This window comes from Flavobacterium sp. C4GT6, from assembly GCF_036347315.1.
Taxonomy (GTDB): domain Bacteria; phylum Bacteroidota; class Bacteroidia; order Flavobacteriales; family Flavobacteriaceae; genus Flavobacterium.
Window position 1 is genome coordinate 68,413 of sequence record NZ_JAZGZU010000015.1, and the last position, 18,992, is coordinate 87,404.

Annotated in this window: 18 protein-coding genes and 3 tRNA genes; 7 read left to right on the forward strand and 14 right to left on the reverse strand. The window is 36.4% G+C overall.

Going from position 1 to position 18,992, the window contains the following annotated elements; all coding sequences use genetic code 11:
- Position 1 precedes the first annotated feature (1 nt).
- The 7 genes from V3Z67_RS15195 to V3Z67_RS15225 form a co-directional block, all read right to left on the reverse strand.
- On the reverse strand, positions 2 to 715 hold the full coding sequence (locus V3Z67_RS15195; protein ID WP_330444122.1) for a 2OG-Fe(II) oxygenase: 714 nt from the start codon (positions 713 to 715) through the stop codon (positions 2 to 4).
- Between the two features lie 12 nt (positions 716 to 727).
- Complete coding sequence (locus V3Z67_RS15200) at positions 728 to 1,576, reverse strand: bifunctional helix-turn-helix domain-containing protein/methylated-DNA--[protein]-cysteine S-methyltransferase (RefSeq protein WP_330444123.1); 849 nt, start codon at positions 1,574 to 1,576, stop codon at positions 728 to 730.
- 149 nt (positions 1,577 to 1,725) lie between these two features.
- Complete coding sequence (locus tag V3Z67_RS15205; protein ID WP_330444124.1) at positions 1,726 to 2,622, reverse strand: helix-turn-helix domain-containing protein; 897 nt, start codon at positions 2,620 to 2,622, stop codon at positions 1,726 to 1,728.
- A gap of 72 nt (positions 2,623 to 2,694) precedes the next feature.
- A complete protein-coding gene (locus tag V3Z67_RS15210) occupies positions 2,695 to 3,693 on the reverse strand; it encodes an aldo/keto reductase (protein WP_330444125.1) in 999 nt (332 codons plus the stop codon).
- A gap of 206 nt (positions 3,694 to 3,899) precedes the next feature.
- Positions 3,900 to 3,981, reverse strand: a tRNA-Leu gene (locus tag V3Z67_RS15215).
- A 55-nt stretch (positions 3,982 to 4,036) separates the two neighbouring features.
- A tRNA-Lys gene (locus V3Z67_RS15220) sits at positions 4,037 to 4,109 on the reverse strand.
- A gap of 37 nt (positions 4,110 to 4,146) precedes the next feature.
- Positions 4,147 to 4,219, reverse strand: a tRNA-Lys gene (locus V3Z67_RS15225).
- Positions 4,220 to 4,347: 128 nt separating this feature from the next.
- Here V3Z67_RS15225 and V3Z67_RS15230 point away from each other — a divergent pair.
- The gene (locus V3Z67_RS15230; protein WP_330444126.1) at positions 4,348 to 4,863 is read left to right on the forward strand and encodes a shikimate kinase; all 516 of its coding nucleotides are present in this window, start codon (positions 4,348 to 4,350) and stop codon (positions 4,861 to 4,863) included.
- Positions 4,864 to 4,865: 2 nt separating this feature from the next.
- On the opposite strand, the gene V3Z67_RS15235 is transcribed toward V3Z67_RS15230, so the two are convergent.
- Both V3Z67_RS15235 and V3Z67_RS15240 read right to left on the reverse strand, forming a co-directional pair.
- Positions 4,866 to 5,360, reverse strand: a complete 495-nt coding sequence (locus tag V3Z67_RS15235) for a phosphoribosyltransferase family protein (protein WP_330444127.1) — start codon at positions 5,358 to 5,360, stop codon at positions 4,866 to 4,868.
- Positions 5,361 to 5,420: 60 nt separating this feature from the next.
- The gene (locus V3Z67_RS15240; RefSeq protein ID WP_330444128.1) at positions 5,421 to 5,825 is read right to left on the reverse strand and encodes an RNA-binding S4 domain-containing protein; all 405 of its coding nucleotides are present in this window, start codon (positions 5,823 to 5,825) and stop codon (positions 5,421 to 5,423) included.
- Positions 5,826 to 5,906: 81 nt separating this feature from the next.
- On the opposite strand from V3Z67_RS15240, the gene V3Z67_RS15245 reads away from it, so the two are divergent.
- Entirely contained in the window at positions 5,907 to 6,806 is a 900-nt protein-coding gene (locus tag V3Z67_RS15245) for an FKBP-type peptidylprolyl isomerase (protein WP_330444129.1), read from the forward strand.
- Between the two features lie 67 nt (positions 6,807 to 6,873).
- Here the strand turns inward: V3Z67_RS15245 and V3Z67_RS15250 are convergent, their stop codons facing one another.
- The 5 genes from V3Z67_RS15250 to V3Z67_RS15270 form a co-directional block, all read right to left on the reverse strand.
- Positions 6,874 to 7,332, reverse strand: coding sequence for a hypothetical protein (locus tag V3Z67_RS15250; RefSeq protein ID WP_330444130.1), 459 nt, complete (start codon positions 7,330 to 7,332; stop codon positions 6,874 to 6,876).
- A 248-nt stretch (positions 7,333 to 7,580) separates the two neighbouring features.
- Entirely contained in the window at positions 7,581 to 8,534 is a 954-nt protein-coding gene (locus tag V3Z67_RS15255; RefSeq protein WP_035135841.1) for a transketolase family protein, read from the reverse strand.
- 80 nt (positions 8,535 to 8,614) lie between these two features.
- Positions 8,615 to 9,463: a transketolase gene (locus V3Z67_RS15260; protein WP_330444131.1), complete on the reverse strand. Its 849-nt coding sequence runs from the start codon at positions 9,461 to 9,463 to the stop codon at positions 8,615 to 8,617.
- Positions 9,464 to 9,876: 413 nt separating this feature from the next.
- Positions 9,877 to 12,066: a tetratricopeptide repeat protein gene (locus V3Z67_RS15265; protein ID WP_330444132.1), complete on the reverse strand. Its 2,190-nt coding sequence runs from the start codon at positions 12,064 to 12,066 to the stop codon at positions 9,877 to 9,879.
- A gap of 4 nt (positions 12,067 to 12,070) precedes the next feature.
- On the reverse strand, positions 12,071 to 12,859 hold the full coding sequence (locus V3Z67_RS15270; protein ID WP_330444133.1) for an SMEK domain-containing protein: 789 nt from the start codon (positions 12,857 to 12,859) through the stop codon (positions 12,071 to 12,073).
- Positions 12,860 to 12,994: 135 nt separating this feature from the next.
- Between V3Z67_RS15270 and tgt the strand changes: the two genes are divergently transcribed.
- The 5 genes from tgt (at position 12,995) to dnaB (ending at position 18,841) form a co-directional block, all read left to right on the forward strand.
- A complete protein-coding gene (tgt, locus tag V3Z67_RS15275) occupies positions 12,995 to 14,125 on the forward strand; it encodes a tRNA guanosine(34) transglycosylase Tgt (protein WP_330444134.1) in 1,131 nt (376 codons plus the stop codon).
- A 21-nt stretch (positions 14,126 to 14,146) separates the two neighbouring features.
- Positions 14,147 to 15,229 (forward strand): LptF/LptG family permease, encoded by a 1,083-nt coding sequence (locus V3Z67_RS15280; protein WP_330444135.1) that lies wholly within the window; start codon positions 14,147 to 14,149, stop codon positions 15,227 to 15,229.
- Complete coding sequence (locus V3Z67_RS15285; RefSeq protein WP_330444136.1) at positions 15,216 to 16,109, forward strand: DMT family transporter; 894 nt, start codon at positions 15,216 to 15,218, stop codon at positions 16,107 to 16,109. Before V3Z67_RS15280 ends, V3Z67_RS15285 begins: the two co-directional genes overlap by 14 nt.
- A 67-nt stretch (positions 16,110 to 16,176) precedes the next feature.
- A complete protein-coding gene (locus tag V3Z67_RS15290) occupies positions 16,177 to 17,130 on the forward strand; it encodes an acetyl-CoA carboxylase carboxyltransferase subunit alpha (RefSeq protein ID WP_330123372.1) in 954 nt (317 codons plus the stop codon).
- A gap of 154 nt (positions 17,131 to 17,284) precedes the next feature.
- The gene (gene dnaB / locus V3Z67_RS15295) at positions 17,285 to 18,841 is read left to right on the forward strand and encodes a replicative DNA helicase (RefSeq protein ID WP_035135852.1); all 1,557 of its coding nucleotides are present in this window, start codon (positions 17,285 to 17,287) and stop codon (positions 18,839 to 18,841) included.
- Positions 18,842 to 18,992 lie beyond the last annotated feature (151 nt).

Sequence of the window (18,992 nt, forward strand, 5' to 3'; positions counted from 1 at the left end):
ATTAGCTAACAGCATCGTGAAAAATAATCCCTAAGCTGTGGCGGTTACCCGATTTTACTTCGCTAACGCCGTGTTTCATATTAACCCTGTAATAGCCCTTGCTGCCTTTTTCGGGTTTAAAGTTTGTGGTAAAAATCAATACATCGCCTTTTTTGGGTTTCAATACTATGGCTTTAGACTGAGCCCTCGGGATTTGTTGTGTGAGCACAAACTCACCGCCTGTAAAGTCGGTATCGGGTTCGTCAAGTATAAAAACAACCTGAATAGGGAAATATATATCACCATATAAATCCTGATGCAAAGTATTAAAACCACCTTTGCCGTATTTTAAAATCAGTACGGTGGCTTTTTCCTGTCCGTTTTCATGGCATTGCCTAAGCAGCTCTTCGTGATTTGACGGAAAAGATACATCTATCTTCAACGCTTTAAACCAGGCGTTGGCAATAGGAGCGAGGTGAGGGTAAATGTTTGTCCTTACAGTTTGAATAATATCGGGTAACGGATAAGTAAAATACTTGTATTCGCCTAAGCCAAAGCGATACCTGGCCATTGTTACCGTTTTACGATACAGGTTTGAATTATCGTAATTGTTTTTTAATGTTTCGCATTGCTCTCCCGAAAGTAAATTATGAATAATTGCATAACCGTTTTGGTGCATTGTTTCGGTAATCGTTTTCCAATCTATATTCTCTATTTTCTGAATGATATCCTGCATTGGTTTACCTTTTTAGATTTGCGAATCAACCTTAGCGCCTTCCCAGCCAATAATAGCCGTTTTACGGGTGCTTCCCCACATGTATTCCCCAAAGTTTCCGGTAGAATGTATTACCCTGTGACACGGGATGAGGTAAGCTACAGGATTGCTGCCTATAGCTGTCCCAACAGCTCTCGATGCGTTTGGGTTGCCTATGCTTTCGGCCAGCCTGCCGTAGGTTGAAAGACCTCCCATTGGAATCTTTAACAGGCTTTCCCAAACCTTTAACTGAAAATCAGTGCCTTTTAAATGCAGTTTTATCTTGTTTAGTTTACTCCAGTCGTTTTGGAAAATGAACAATGCATTTTGTTGCATTAAGTCCAGTTTACGCTGAAATGCAGCGTTAGGGAATTTATTATGCAGGTTTTTTAATGCCACTTCATCATTATTTTCAAAAGCCATATAACAAATTCCTTTTGGAGTGGAGGCGACTATTAATGAACCAAACGGACTCTCGGCAAAACTGTAGTTTATTTGCAGGTTTTTACCACCGTTTTTATATTCCATAGGTGTCATTCCCTCTATGTTTATAAACAGGTCATGCAGTCTGCTGGTGCTTGAAAGTCCGGTTTCGTGAGCAGTATCAAACAAAGTAGCCTTTTCTTCTTTGAGTATTTTTTTTGCATACTCAATACTTATAAACTGAAGGAATTTTTTAGGGCTTGTACCAGCCCAGTTAGTAAACATTTTTTGAAAATGCGACTGACTGATATGTACCTTATCTGCAATTTCATCCAGACTGGGCTGCGATTTGAAGTTTTTCTTTATGTACTCAATCGCTTTTGCAATCCTCTCGTAATTAAGTTGATCTTGTTTTTCCATTTCTCTGAATCTTATACTGCAAATTTCTTAATCATTGAGCGGTTATAAAATCCGAAACCTGCTATGTTTGGAGAATACAGGAAAGGTATTAAAAAATAAAACCCGTTACAAAACGGGTTTAGTTAATTTGTTATGGGTATTCTTTACTGTCAGTTAAACGTTTTCCTGAATTCAACAGGAGATAAACTGGTTTTCTTTTTAAAGAGTGTACTAAACGATTGTGCGTGCTCAAAACCTAATGTAAAAGCAATTTCGCTTACCGATAAATTTGTGGTCGATAGTTTTTCCTTTGCCTTTTCAATTAACTTTTGATGTATATGTTGTTGGGTATTTTGTCCTGTATGCATACGCAGTAAATCACTAAGGTAGTTAGGAGACAGGTTCATTAGTTCGGCTATGCGTTGTACTGTTAACAGCTCTGGTTGTGTGCTTGTGTTACTGTCAAAATACTCATCAATGAGATTTTCAAATTTGGCAATCAGTTGATTGTTGTGATTTTTACGGGTAATAAACTGCCTTTCGTAAAATCGGTTGGAATAATTAAGTAACAATTCGATTTGCGAGAGGATTATTTCCTGAGTGTATTTATCAATATGCTGGCATTCTGTATCAATCTTTTTTAATATAGTAATAAGGTCTTCCTCTTCTTCGGCAGAAAGGTGTAGTGCTTCGTTTACAGCATAAGAGAAAAAGTTGTAGCTATTCATTTTACTTACTAAAGGATGGCCCAGTAAAATATCAGGATGGAAAATAAGCAGGTAACCTAATCCGCACTCTACGGTATTTACATCCAGGTATTGAACCTGATTAGGAGCGGTAAAGCTCAGAACACCTTTATCGTAATCATAATGTAACTGACCGTATCGTATTTTACCCTTAGCCTCTCTTTTAAGGGCTACACAATAAAACCGGTTTACAAAACCTTTCCATATGTCATCTTCCAAAAAAATACTTTCTGCAAGGTTAATCACACTTACTAACGGATGACGCGGCTCGGGTAAAGAGAGTAGCCTGTGAAACTCTGATATAGATTTGATAGCATTCATAGCTCTAATTTAAATATTTTAATTGTGTAACATAGCGGTTGTATTCTCAAAGATGCAACCGCTATGCTTACTTTAGTCAATAAGCCCCATACTAAATTCGTCGTATGGATTTCCGGTATCAGTACCCAGTGGCACTATACTTTCAAGCTTTAGTAAATCAGCCTCATTCAATTCAATTTCGGTCGCTGTTATATTTTCTTCTAAATATTTTCTTCTTTTAGTACCCGGTATAGGTAAAATCCCCTTACTTATAATCCATGCCAATGCCAACTGAGATGAGGTAATGTTTTTCTCTTCGGCCATTGTTTCTATTGCTTTCACTAATTCAATATTCTTGTGAAAGTAAGCTTCCTGAAAACGGGGGATGGCACGGCGAAAATCATTTTCCGGCAGGTCATCAATACTTCTTATCTGTCCTGATAAAAAGCCACGCCCTAATGGTGAGTAAGCAACAAACCCTATTCCAAGCTCGTTTAAGGTGTTAAGTATGCCGCGTTCTTCTGTTGTACGCTCAAATAACGAATATTCACTCTGTACTGCTGTAATAGGGTGAACAGCATGGGCTCTTTTTACAGTTTCTGATGATACTTCAGATAGCCCGAGATAACCCACTTTCCCTTCTTTCACCAGTTCGCTCATTGCCTCTACAGTTTCTTCTATAGGCGTGTTTTTGTCAAGTCGGTGCATGTAATACAAATCAATATAATCTGTATTTAGGTTTTTAAGGGAACGCTCTACCGATTTTTTTACATATTCTTTTTTACCGTTAATAGCCCAGGTCACTTTGTTGTTATCATCTATTTCCCAACCAAATTTTGATGCGATAATGTATTTATCCCTGTTGCCGCTTATAGCTTTAGCAATTAACTGTTCGTTTTTAAAAGGTCCATACAAATCGGCAGTGTCTAAAAAATTACCACCAAGCTCAAGCGATCTGTGAATAGTGGCAATAGCTTCCTGCTCATTAGCCTCTCCATACATGTTTCCGTCTTCAAAACCTGTCATACCCATACAGCCTAAGCCTATATTAGGTACAGTTAGACCTTCGCTTCCTAAATTTATTTTCTTCATTTTCATACTGTTAAATGTTAATAGGTCAAAATTAGCTACTAACATTTAGGAATTTGTATGCAAAACCCCGAAGGTTGTATGTAAATCAGGGTTAGTTAGATAAAGGTTTAATTAGATGTTGATAATTATAAGTTTGAATTTGAAAAGGAGGTATATTAAACAACAAAAAGCCTGAGAAGCTAAATTCTCAGGCTTTTTGTTGTTTGTGACCATGACTGGATTCGAACCAGCACGCCTTACAGCACCACCCCCTCAAGATGGCGAGTCTACCAATTCCTCCACATGGCCGTTGGGTATAAAGCAAAAAAAAAAGTTAAGCATAAAAGAACGCCTAACTTTTTTGTGACCCGACTGGGGCTCGAACCCAGGACCCCAACATTAAAAGTGTTGTGCTCTACCAACTGAGCTATCGAGTCATTGCTTTCAGGGATAAATAATTTTGGTCTTTCTTAGTGACCCGACTGGGGCTCGAACCCAGGACCCCAACATTAAAAGTGTTGTGCTCTACCAACTGAGCTATCGAGTCATTATTCATTCCCTGAATGCGGGTGCAAATATACGCATGTATTCTTTATAATTCAAAGCGAAAATGTCATAAATTTGAGTTTTTTTTTATTAATTTATTTAACGCCTTAATTTATAGGGATTTATTATATGAAAAAAATTTTGCTGTCAGGCTACATGGCCTCCGGAAAGTCAACAATTGCTCAGTTATTATCAAAAGCATCGGGAATTCCCTACAGGGATTTGGATGATATTATAGAAGAAAATGCTCAAAAAAGCGTTTCCGATATATTTTCGGAGGACGGAGAGATAAAATTTCGCAAAATGGAACATGAAGCTCTTAAAGCCGTTCTAAGCGACGATAAAGGTTTAATACTTGCCTTAGGGGGTGGAACGCCCTGTTATGCCAATAACCATGAGTTTTTAAAGCGTGACGATGTTATGTCGATATATTTAAAGGCTAGTATACCCGAACTATTAAAGAGATTAAGGGCAGACGGTGGCGGAAGACCGTTGTTTGATAAACAACCGCCAGAGGAGCAGGAGGAGTTTGTAGCCAAACATTTGTTTGATCGTAGTTATTTTTACCATCAGTCAAAACATGTAATCCTGACAGATGGTAAAACAACCGAGAATATAGTTAATGAGATTATGAGCCTGTTTTAAGCTTAGCTTAAATAGGCATACTCTTCATTATCATTAAATACTACATGTATATGTTCCTGTAGTGAGGTAGAAAGCGATAGCCCTTTAAAGTCGGCTTTAACGGGGTATTGCTTGTGGTTGCGGTCTACAAGTACCGCGGTTTTGAATTTTTTAAGCGGAACATGAAGAAAATGCTTAACGCCATATATAAGGGTAGTGCCGCTGTTAAGTACATCATCTACCAGTACAAGGGCTTTGTTAGCATATTCTTCGGCAGGAATAGAGGTGATTACTTCCTCAATTGGGTTTTGCTTATTTATTTTTACCTCACACAGGGTAACCTTTAGGTCAGAGATCTCGTCTACCATTTTAGCCAGTTTTTCAGCAAAAACATAACCGTTAGATGCAATTCCGGCAATAACAATTTCCTTTTCATCTACAAAGGTTTCATATATCTGGTAGGCAATTCTTTTTGTTTTATGTTCTATTTCCTGTTGTGTAAGGATTATATTTTTCATGGGTATTGTTTTAGTTCTTCAAAGATAAAAAGTGTTTGGGTATAATGAAGCTTTTAAAAGCTATATTTCGCTATCCTCTCCGGTAATGAAATTGTCGTCAAAATCATCGGCATAATCGTCCAGGTCGCGCCTGTCTTTCTTAGTAGGGCGTCCGGTACCTTTAGCACGGTAATAATCTTTAGACAGTTTAAGTAGTTCCAGGTGTTCAAACGCTTCTGCCGGAGTTTCGTCTTTACGGTAAATATCCACAAGTTTAGCCCCTACACGGTTTGGCGGAATGTCTAAAACAGTAAGCTTATAGTTTATCTGGTCTTTTCTTACGGTAAGTTTATCGGTAGGGTATACCTCACGCGATGGTTTTGCCTGCTGCCCGTTTATAGTTATATGTCCTTTCTTGCAGGCTTCGGTTGCAATATTGCGGGTTTTATAGTAGCGAATGCACCATAAATATTTATCTATCCTCATACTAAATCCTTAAATTCATTGTTATAAAGCAATACAAAAATAAATGAAAATTGTATCTTGCGCCCATTAAAAAAAATTAAAATGAAGAGATGTTTGATGGCTTTAAGCCTGTTGTCTTTAACTTTTTTAGGTTCATGTAAAAAGGATGACGATACTTCCATAGCTCCGCCAAGAGATTATGGTGAGCAATATGTGACCGATAAGGCTGATTTAGAAAATTACCTTAATACTCATTATATAGTTAGTGTTGATGAAGATTTTACTATAGTTATAGATTCTATAACCGAGGATAATCCGCAAACATCTATTTGGGATCAAACAGAATATCCTTTAATGACTAAGGTTGTTACTCTTGATGAAGTAGATCATACTTTATATTACCTTGTACTTAATGAAGGTGTAGGGGAGAGCCCAACAAAATACGATCAGGTAAAAGTAGCTTACAGAGGCTGGAGGCTGGATGATGTTCAGTTTGATTACAACCCGTATCCTGAAAGTTTTAATTCGTTATTCGGCCTTATTACCGGATGGCAGGAAATAATTCCTTTATTTAAAACAGGGGTTTATAATGATATTCCGGGTGACCCAAATCCGGCTAATTTTACCGATTATGGAGCAGGGGTAATGTTCTTGCCGTCTGCTTTTGGTTACTATGCAAATGCTCAGGTTAATATCCCTTCATACAGTCCGCTTGTATTTAGCTTTAAACTGTATGATATGAATATTTTTGACTCAGATGGTGATGGTATTCCAAACCGTTATGAGATAGACCCTGAAGACGGAGATATTTTAACCTATGATACTGATGGTGATGGTTACCCTAACTATCTTGATGCAGATGATGATAACGACGGTTACCCAACAAGAGACGAGATTACCATACCGGGTACTGACGAGGTTTATGATTTTGAAAATATACCTACCTGCAGCAGCGGAATCAAATTACACCTTGATTCTGCATGTCATCAGGAAATAGACTAAGTAATAAAGAAAAGATTTTAAAAAGCCTCTGCAATTGCAGAGGCTTTTTTTTATAAATTATATTTAATTAATTTGGAAAATCAAACCACTCACTTTCAGTATAACAGAATTGATTTAATCCGTCATAACTTGTTACTGTGTATCTGTATTGGAAACAGTTATCAGTACCTCCTGCCGGGAATGTAGGTGCTGGTACACCACCATTTAGGGTGTAGGTTTCTGAGTTAAGAAGGTCAATAGTGTAGCTTGTTATTGAGGTAGAGCCTGTACATCCTCTGTTCTTGATTTCAAGTTTACTGGTGTAAGTTCGGCCTACAATCCTTAACAGATTGCCTTTGTTCCAATAGAACAATATGTTATTGCCTAAAAGCACGGCTCCGTGTTCTAAATCTTCAATGTTTGTACATTTTGCAACTTTAGTTGTAAAATTTGAATAGTCCTCATTCATTTGTACGCTGTCGTCAGAAGAACAGCTTGTTGCCAATACGGTAAGGCAAAATACGGGCAATAAAAGAAATTTTCGCATAATATTAAAAAATTAAATGGTTTACCTGTTAATTCTTTTAAACTATGCATTTTAAAGGTAGGGTTGTTTTATTTTCGATAAAAAGAGTAATTAATTCGAGTAAGTAAGTTAAAATTATTTAACATATGTGTTTGATAAATAATTATTTACAGGTTTAGTTGTGGTTTGAATATGTTAAGGTATTTAGTTTTTGAATAAAAAAAATCCCAACCGCAAGGTTGGGATCTTTAATGTATTGTAAGGGAGAATTATTTTCTCTTGATTACTTTTTCTACAGCAGCAACAATAGCTTCGTTGTTAAGTTTGTACTTGTCCATAAGCTGGGCAGGAGTACCACTTTCACCAAAACTGTCGTTAACAGCAACAAATTCCTGTGGAGCAGGGTTGTTTGCAGCAAGTGTACGTGCAACGCTCTCACCAAGACCACCAAGAACATTGTGCTCTTCTGCAGTAACTACACATCCTGTTTTAGCAACCGATTTAAGGATAGCTTCCTCGTCAAGTGGCTTAATAGTGTGGATGTTAATAACCTCTGCAGAGATACCTTTAGCCTCAAGAGCCTCAGCAGCAACAAGTGCTTCCCATACAAGGTGACCTGTAGCAACAATAGTAACATCTGTACCTTCGTTTAACATCACAGCTTTACCAATTACAAACTCTCCGTTCTCCGGAGTGAAGTTTGGTACAGAAGGACGACCGAAACGTAGGTATACAGGACCGTGGTGCTCTGCAATAGCGATAGTAGCCGCTTTAGTTTGATTATAATCACAAGTATTGATTACAGTCATGCCTGGAAGCATTTTCATCAAACCTATGTCTTCAAGTATTTGGTGTGTGGCACCGTCTTCACCTAGTGTTAAACCGGCGTGAGATGCACATATTTTTACATTTTTATCTGAATAAGCAACCGCCTGACGGATTTGGTCATAAACCCTACCTGTAGAGAAGTTGGCAAAAGTACCTGTGTAAGGAATTTTACCACCTATTGTCATACCTGCAGCCATACCAATCATGTTGGCTTCGGCAATACCTACCTGAAAGAAACGCTCAGGATGGTTAGCTTTAAAGTCGTCCATTTTAAGCGACCCGATAAGGTCAGCACAAAGGGCAACAACATTTTCGTTTGTTTTACCAAGTTCTGTAAGGCCAGCGCCAAAACCAGAACGAGTATCTTTATTTCCTGTATTTGTGTATTTTTTCATTTTGCTAAAATTAGTAGTGAGAATTGAGTAGTGAGAATTCAGAAATCTCAAATCCCATATCTGTTATCTCAAATCTTCTATTAATAATCTCCTAAAGTTTCAGGGTTTTGAGCTAAAGCTTTTTCAAGTTGCTCGTCGTTAGGAGCTTTACCATGCCATGCATGAGTATGCATCATAAAGTCTACACCGTTACCCATTTCGGTATGAAGCAATACACAAACCGGTTTTCCTTTACCTGTTTTAGCTTTAGCTTCGGTCATTCCGGCTACAACAGCCTCCATGTCATTACCTTTTTCAATGTCAAGAACATCCCATCCAAAGGCTTCAAACTTAGCTCTAAGGCTTCCCATGTTAAGAACCTCGTCTGTAGGGCCGTCAATTTGTTTTCCGTTAAGGTCAACCGTAGCGATAATGTTGTCTACTTTGTAAGCAGCAGCATACATGATAGCTTCCCAGTTTTGACCTTCCTGTAGCTCACCATCACCGTGAAGGCTGTACACAAGGTGATTGTCATTGTTTAATTTTTTTGTCTGGGCTGCACCTACAGCAACGCTAAGTCCCTGTCCAAGTGATCCAGATGCGATTCTTACACCTTCAAGTCCTTCATGAGTTGTTGGGTGACCCTGAAGCCTTGAGTTAATGTGACGGAACGTAGCAAGCTCTGATACAGGGAAGTATCCGCTTCTTGCAAGCACGCTGTAAAATACAGGAGAGATGTGTCCGTTAGAAAGGAAAAAGATATCTTCGTTAATTCCGTCCATGTCAAAACCTTCCTTACGGTCCATAAGTTCCTGGTAAAGTGCTACCATAAATTCAGCACATCCAAGCGAACCTCCGGGGTGTCCTGAGTTTACCGCATGAACCATTCGAAGGATGTCCCTTCTTACCTGAATCGTTAAATCGTTTAGTTGTTGTGTGTTAGCCTTCATTTTTCTAATAAGTTAAACTGGATGCAAAAGTAATTCTTATTTTTGCTACTGGCAAATTAATTTCACTTACTGAAAAAGCCGTTTCAGTAAACCGTTTTTTTACTGTTTTTCTCCCCATACCCCTCTTTTCATTTCAATATCATTATCATATTCAATGTCATTGTCAATGTCAGTGTTTTGCAACTGTTTTGCAAAACGTTTGCTTGAGTTTTGTAAAGGCGATTCTTTTTGATTATTAGTTGTTTATGTTTTTAAAGCAGTTTTTTTAATGGTTAAGTTAACGTCTTTCTATTAATAGGAGTACTATTTTTAAGATAGATTATTGTTTACAGGCGGCAACAAATGCTTAACAATTTTATTTTTTGCAGCCGTTTTGCAAATTTTTGTTTTATAATCAATAAAAAATAACAAATTTATTTGGTTTCTGTATACAATGAAATTATTTGGTTTTTGATTGATATGTATTTTTCTTTACTTATACCTAAGTTTATGAGATACTTTAAATCTTTGGTCATTCGATCTTCAAAATCTTTTTTATCTTTTAGTATTTTAATGCATTCAAGATAATTTTTAATGTATTCTTCTTCATTATCTTGTGTTAAATAAAAATGTCCTAAATTACCGTATAGTAATTCTTTAGGACTATCCTTATGTTTTAGAGCTTGTTCAAAAAGATTTTTAGCTTCCAGAATATTATTTCCAGAAAATAATAATATTCTTCCATGGGTCATCTTTACACTAGCTTTATTGTAATCTTTATCATTGTTTAATTTTTCAGATTCTTTTACAGCTTCAAGTCCTTCAGTCCAACTGAAAGTATTACATTTTATATCTGCCAGTTCAAGCCAATGCCCATAATTTTTTGGGTTTAAGTTAATAGCTTCTTTAATAACTCTTTCAGCATCAATAAATTCAGATGCTTGATTATACCTCTCGGCTAATAAACGCAAATCTAAATCGTCTATAGTCTTCTCCTCTGCTTTTTTTAAATAAGCAAGAGATTTGTCTTTTTCATTTATTTCAAAATAGTTATCACTTATTAATGATAGAAGTTCATAATTTTGATGTTTTTTAGTTTCTTCAAGTTTTAGAGCATATTCGTTTGACTTGATATAGTTTTTTTTACGATTATGGCATATTGCTATTTTATAGAAAATATCTTTGTTTATATTTTCAGTATTTTCAATGCTTTCAAAATGACCTAACGCTAGCTTTATATTATTTATGTAATAATAGCAATTTCCTAATTGCCAACGAGCTTCTTTATTGTCAGTTTCAATCTTTATGACTTGTTCGTATTTACTTATAGCTGACTTGTATTTTTTATTGTGATAATCTGAATTTCCTTCTATTAATAGTTGATTAATTTTATTCAGGATTATCTTTTTTAAATGAGTATCTGTTATACTAATTTGCTTATTTAGAATATCGCTTTTTGATTTTTCGGGGAAAAAATTAAAAAAATAGTAATACTCACTAAACAAGTTTTGGTAAGGGGCTAGGATGTCGGATAGGGCTAGGCTATTATTAAATTTAATTGCTGTTTTTGTTTCTAAAGTAGATTTTGAAAGTTTTCCTTCGCTTAAGGCAAGGCATAATGTGTATTTATGAGAACTCATGAGAGGTAATGTAGTGACGTATTCTTGAAAATCATCAATATCAAAACTGTACTCGGCGTTTTCTATAGCATTATTCATAATCTCATTATTCTCATAAAAAGGAACAAAACTATTCATAGGGTTTTTAAATAAATCTATTTCATAGATATTTTCATTAAAAAATGTATGTTTGTAAGTCTGGTTTTTTAAAACTAAATCAATTGTCTTTAAGCCTTTTTGAATTTTTTCATTGTTTTGAAGAGATTCAAGTCTATTCATAAATACATTTGATCTTTGCCAACCCCTGTTTTTTTGATAGATAATTGAAGTGACTAAACCTACTAGTGCTCTTTCCCAGACATTTGTTTCAAAATCGGTTAAAAAATCTAAAAGCAGATTAGCTTTTTTTTCATCAAATTTAAAATTTAAAAGACTTAGGGTTAGTGAGCTGACAATTATGCTGCGATCGTACCACTTGTAATTATCTACTTCTTCTCTAATTTTTTGGATTTCTAATACTGTTGTTTGAGCTAAAGTTTCACTTGAGTATATAGTTTCAAATAAAACCGATGAATGCATTAACTCTTTTTTTGATGATACAAAACTTAATTTTTTGTCAGAATCATCGAATAATTCGTCAAATATTTTTGTTTTTAAATCAAGTATCCTTTTAAAATCTTCTTTTGTAGATCCGTAGCTAAGTTTGTTTGATTCTTGTTTGTATATCTCTATGGCTTTTGTTAGATCATTTTTAGTGTCATTACTTAAAGGCTCTAAGCTTTTTTCTTGTAGAAATACTTTTTTTTCTGAAATTAAATTATCATTTTCTTCTATTCTACTTTTAATCTCATTAATTTTTATTTGATTTGAATGTAATTGATCTGGATCTGAAAGGTTAACGTGCGCTATGTTTAAAACGTTTAGTTTTTTAATTAATTCTAATTTGGTTTCTTTAAGTCCTTGAATCTCAGTTTCAATTATTTTTTTATCAGTTTCATTAAACATGTTGTCATTTTATTAAGGTTAGGGTTTCAGAGATTTCATCATTTAAAGCTTGAATCTTAAGGTTTGTTTCTTCAATTATTTTAAATAAACTGAATTCTTGATTAGCATCGCTAATTACTGAAAGCTTTTCTTCTAAAAAAATCCTTTTTTCTATGAGTTTTTGGCGAAGTCTGTAGTTTCCTTCTAGTTGAGTAGTAATTAATTTCTGTTCAAAATCATCACTTAGTTTATTAGTGATATTTAAAATATTATTCTGTATTTGTTGCTCATTTTTTTTCAAATCACTAAATTGATTTTCTAGAATTGATTCTATAGTTTGTATTTTATCGTAGGGGAGAGATGATATTAGTTTGTATAAATCTTTTTCATCAAGAATATTTTGTTTTGTGAATTTGAATAAATTCTCAGTTGTATTATCTATGATTGTCTCATCATATGTTTTTTGTTTTTGAGTAATTATATAAATATAAAAAGTATCAAAATTTTTATAAAAGTCATTTTTTACTATCCCCTTGAGAGTTTTTTTTACTTTTTGTAGGTCAGATGTAGATGTAATTTGTAAAGCAATTCTTTTTGATTCGTCGAGTAAATCTAAGGAAGGAAAATTACTGTCATCTTTTGAGTATTTAGCATTTTGTAAATTACAATTGAAGATTATGTTAAATATTGGGATTAATATATCTTCAGAAATGATATTTATATCTAATAATGCATTTGAATTCAAAAGTGAGACTTCGATTTTAAATCGAGATAATAATTCAGATATTCGAATTAAGCTTTTATGTTGATTCATACGTAAGGTGATTTATGCAAATTTAACAAAAAAAGTAAAATATTTTTAGTAGTAGTTTTGTTGTTTTGAGTTAAATTAATTTAGTATATTTTGTTATTATCTATTACCTATCTTTGCGCCTTGTAAAAACGGAATATGAAATTTGATTTAATTACCAAAGATCCTCAGTCTAAAGCTAGGGCCGGTTTAATTACTACCGACCACGGACCAATAGAAACGCCTATTTTTATGCCGGTTGGCACCGTAGCTACCGTAAAGGGAGTGCATCAGCGTGAGCTTAAAAACGATATTAATCCCGATATAATTTTAGGTAACACTTACCACCTGTACCTGCGTCCGCAAACCCCAATACTGGAAAAAGCTGGAGGACTTCATAAGTTTATGAACTGGGACAGAAATATCCTTACCGATAGTGGAGGGTACCAGGTATATTCGTTATCGGGGAACCGTAAGATTAAGGAAGAAGGAGTTAAATTCAAATCACATATAGACGGTTCGTACCACTTTTTCTCACCCGAAAGCGTAATGGAAATTCAGCGTACCATTGGAGCTGATATTATTATGGCGTTTGACGAGTGTACACCATACCCTTGTGATTACCGTTATGCAAAACGCTCCATGCACATGACGCACCGTTGGCTGGACCGTTGTATTACCCACCTTGAAAAAGTTCCGGTAAAGTATGGTTACGATCAGGCATTTTTCCCAATTGTACAGGGTAGTACTTATAAGGATTTAAGAGCACAATCGGCCGAGTATATCGCTAACGCAGGGGCTGTAGGTAATGCTATTGGCGGACTGTCTGTAGGCGAACCGGCAGAGGAGATGTATGCAATGAGTGAGGTGGTGTGTAATATACTTCCGGAAGATAAGCCTCGTTACCTTATGGGAGTAGGTACTCCTATTAATATATTAGAGAATATAGCCCTTGGTATAGATATGTTTGACTGTGTTATGCCTACACGTAATGCCCGTAACGGTATGTTGTTTACAGCAAACGGTAGTATTAACATTAAAAATAAGAAATGGGAGGATGATTTTTCTCCTATTGACGAAATGGGCATCACTTTTGTAGATACCGAATACTCTAAAGCATACCTAAGACACCTTTTTGCTGCAAACGAATTTTTAGGAAAACAAATAGCAACCATACACAACCTTGGTTTCTATATGTGGTTGGTTCGTGAGGCAAGAAAACATATCTTAGCGGGAGATTTCCGTGAGTGGAAAGAAAAAATGGTAAAACAAATGAGCCAAAGGCTGTAACTATATTCAAAACGAACCGGAGTGAAAATAATAGACTGGTACATTTTAAAAAGATACCTGGCAACGTTTTTTGTAATGTTGCTTATGTTTATCCCCATAGGGATTGTTATAGACGTATCGGAAAAAATAAACAAAATACTGGCTAAAAAAGTACCCTTTGCAGAGGTTGCAGGTTATTATGGTGACTTTACCCTGTATTTTGCCAATATGCTGTTCCCTATATTTCTGTTCCTTTCGGTAATATGGTTTACATCTAAGCTGGCTAATAATACAGAGATTATTGCCATATTGGGGTCGGGTATATCGTTTATGCGATTTCTAAGGCCTTATCTTATAGGAGCTACATTTATATCACTACTTGCACTGGTTATGGGATTCTTTTTTGTGCCAAAAGCCAGTAAAGGATTTAATGATTTTAGGTATACCTATTTAAAGAATAATGCCAAGATTAGGGAGAGTGATCAGGTATACAAGCAGGTAAATGATACTCAAACCATATATGTAGGAGCTTTTAACTATATGAATAAATCAGGAAGTAAATTTAATCTTGAAACATATAGAGGAGATAAGCTCATCTCTAAAATTAATGCCAATACTATTACCTGGAATCCTAAAGACAGTACTTATACCTTATATGGTTATAATAAAAGGATTGTAGGAGATGGGGCTACTAATGATGTAATTGTAAGGGAGTCGCAAAAAGTAATGAAACTGCCTTTTGAACCCGATGAACTTACCCCAACGGTTTATGTTGCCGAGACTATGACGCTTGGCGAATTAAACAAATTTATTGAGAAAGAAAAGAAAAGAGGATCAGCTAACATTGACAGTTACCTGGTTGTAAAATATAAAAAGTATAGTATACCCGTTTCGGCATTTATCCTTACTATTATCGCCGTAGCCGTATCTTCCATGAAGCGAAGGGGAGGTATGGGAGTAAACCTTGCCATGGGAATTGGTTTAGCGTTTTCGTATGTGTTTTTTGATAAAGTTTTTGGTACAATGGGAGAGAAATCAAGTATGTCACCGCTTCTGGCTGTTTGGATCCCAAATGTAACCTTTGGTATTTTAGCTATTTTCCTTTTAAGAAATGCCCGGAGATAAATTAAAAAGTTATTTACACCTTCATTTAATAGTATTTATATGGGGGTTTACTGCTGTTATCGGAAAACAAATTACGATTGATGCCCTTCCACTTGTGTGGTATAGAATGGGTATCGCAGTACTACTCGTTTTGCTGTATGCAAAAATCGCAAAAGTTTCATTAAAAGTACCCGGTAAAACACTGGTAGGTTTTCTGTTTGCAGGGCTTGTTATTGCAATGCACTGGTTTACCTTTTTTAAGGCTATAAAGGTGTCTAATGTATCGGTCACACTGGCATGTCTTTCTACCGGAGCCTTTTTTACCTCATTACTGGAGCCGCTCCTTTATGGGAGAAAGGTAATATGGTATGAGGTAATGTTCGGGTTATTCGTAGTAGCCGGGCTATACATTATATTTAGTTTTGAAGGCGACTACCTGTATGGTATACTGTTGGCATTATCATCGGCATTCCTGTCGGCAACCTTCTCGGTTATCAACGGTAAATATGCAGTAAAGCATAATGCAACTCAGGTATCGTTTTGGGAATTGCTGGGAGGAGTTTTCTTCCTTACTATATATATGTTGTTTGCAGGTAACTTTACACCTCAGTTTTTCTCGCTTACGACAGATGACTGGTTGTGGCTGTTTGTACTGGCATCTGCATGTACGGCTTATGCATTTATAGCATCGGTTAAGGTAATGAAGTTTTTAAGCCCATACACCGTTATGCTTACTATAAACCTGGAACCTGTTTATGGGATAATTCTTGCGGTTTTGGTGTTTAAAGGGGACGAAAAAATGAGCCCTGCATTTTATTTAGGAGCTGCTATAATTCTTAGCACTGTGATACTCAATGGGGTAATAAAGAATTACCCAAAAAACAAACTTAAAAAAATATAATTCTTTCTTTCTAAAGGTAAAATTCTATCTTTGTAGTTCGAACTATATTAAAAAATCTGCCTGTACTATGGAATACTTAGATTTTGAGCTTCCGATTAAAGAGCTTGAAGATCAGTTAGATAAATGCACACTAATTGGTCAGGAATCGGATGTGGATGTATCTAATACATGTAAGCAAATTGAGAAAAAGTTAGAAGAAACTAAGAAAAGCATATATAAGAACCTATCTGCATGGCAAAGGGTTCAGCTTTCAAGACATCCTAGTCGTCCGTATACAATGGATTACATCAAGGCTCTGTCTGACGGAACTTTCCTTGAGCTGTTTGGAGACCGTAGCTTTAAAGATGATAAAGCAATGGTGGGCGGACTTGCAAAAATAGGCGATCAGTCGTTTATGATAGTAGGTCAGCAAAAAGGTTTCAATACCAAAACAAGACAATACAGAAACTTTGGTATGGCTAACCCTGAAGGATATCGTAAAGCGCTTCGCCTTATGAAAATGGCCGAGAAGTTTGGTATTCCTGTAATCACTCTAGTAGATACTCCGGGTGCATACCCAGGGCTTGAGGCAGAGGAAAGAGGACAGGGAGAAGCCATTGCAAGAAATATTTTTGAGATGGTACGCCTTAAAACACCTGTTATTACCGTTATAGTAGGTGAGGGTGCTTCCGGTGGAGCATTAGGTATTGGTGTTGGAGACAAAGTATTCATGCTGGAAAACACATGGTACTCTGTAATTTCGCCAGAATCGTGTTCTTCAATCCTTTGGAGAAGCTGGGAGTTTAAGGAGCAGGCTGCTGAGGCATTAAAGCTTACTTCTTTTGACATGAAAAAACAAAAGCTTATTGATGATATTATTCCTGAACCACTTGGAGGTGCTCACTATGACAGAGAGACCACTTTCGAAAGTGTAAAGAAATTCATCTTAAAAGCACATAAAGAACTTAAAGACTTATCAACAGAGGAGCTGATTGAGAAAAGGATGGATAAGTATAGTAAAATGGGGGAATTTAAAGAATAACCTTGTTTTAACGGCATTATTAATCCGAAGCCTTGCAGCTTCGGATTTTTTTTGAGTTATAAACAATTGATTAACAGTTTATCAACAGTTAATTAACATAAGGTTCTTAACAATTGCTTAACGCACCCATTTTAAATTTAATTACATTAGCATAATGGAAAACATCAGGAACGTAAACCCGGTAAAAGTTGATAAATCATCTATTATCAACTTGGAGAAAGGCAAGCTACCACCGCAGGCGCTGGACCTTGAAGAGGCTGTTTTAGGTGCCATGATGATAGACAAAAAAGGGGTAGACGAGGTAATAGATATATTACAGCCGGATGCCTTTTATAAAGAGGCCCACAAGTTTATTTTTGAGGCCATAGTCCAACTATTTAACGACACCCAGCCAATTGACTTATTAACAGTTTCTGCTCAGCTTAAAAAGAACGGAAAACTGGATCAGGTAGGCGGAGACTTTTATCTTATACAGCTAACGCAAAAGATATCGTCTTCTGCTCACATTGAGTTTCACTCAAGGATTATATTACAAAAATTCATTCAGCGAAGCCTTATCAAAATATCGAGCGAAATTATCGAAGAGGCTTATGATGAGACAACAGATATTTTTGACCTGCTGGATCAGGCAGAGTCAAAACTGTATGAAGTAACACAAGGTAATATTAAGCGTAGTTCTGAAACGGCGCAAAGCCTTGTTATCCAGGCAAAGAAACGTATTGAGGAAATTGCAGGTAAGGAAGGATTAAGTGGTGTTGCAACCGGTTTCCACGATTTGGATAAGCTTACATCGGGCTGGCAGCCCAGTGACCTTATCATTATCGCGGCTAGGCCGGGTATGGGTAAAACCGCTTTTGTACTTTCTATGGCAAGAAATATTGCTATCGATTTTAACCATGGTGTGGCAGTATTCTCGCTGGAGATGTCCTCGGTACAGCTAATTACCCGTTTGATTTCGAGCGAAACCGGACTGTCGTCTGAAAAGCTGCGTACCGGTAAACTTGAAAAACACGAGTGGGAACAACTAAGTATTAAAGTTAAGGATCTTGAAAAAGCTCCTTTGTATATTGACGATACACCATCGCTTTCCATTTTTGACCTTAGGGCAAAAGCAAGGAGGCTTGCCTCTCAGTACGGAATCAGGATGATTATTATTGACTACCTTCAGCTTATGACCGCCGGTGGAGCAGCAGGGAAAAACGGAGGTAACCGTGAGCAGGAAATCTCGACCATTTCCCGTAACCTTAAAGCACTGGCAAAAGAGCTTAACGTTCCGGTAATTGCACTATCACAGCTGTCTCGTGCTGTAGAGACAAGGGGATCGAGCAAAAGGCCATTACTTTCTGACCTTAGGGAATCGGGTGCGATTGAGCAGGATGCCGATATCGTATCGTTCATCTATCGTCCGGAATATTATAAGATTGACGAATGGGATGATGAAGAAAGATCGCCAACACAGGGACAGGCCGAGTTTATCGTGGCTAAGCACCGTAACGGTGGTTTGGATAACATCAGGCTTAAATTCGTAGGTAGTCTCGGTAAGTTTGATAACCTTGACGATTTCGCTTCGCCGTTTGACGAGCTTCCGTCGAGTATGAATGATAACGATAATGCCGGTATAATCAAAAACCTGCCTTCGGCAAACGAAGCCTTTGGCAGTAACATGAACAGCGGCGGCGGAGCGCATGATGATGACGATGTTCCGTTCTAAATAATAAAGAATAGCAAAGTAACCAATTATAACCCCGCAAGCATATGAACAACGACTTTTTACAAGCCAGTACAGAAGCCGAAAAAGCCCTTTGGGATATTGAAGTACACGAAGCAGAACATGTGGTAGTACTAGAGCCTTAAGGCGTAAA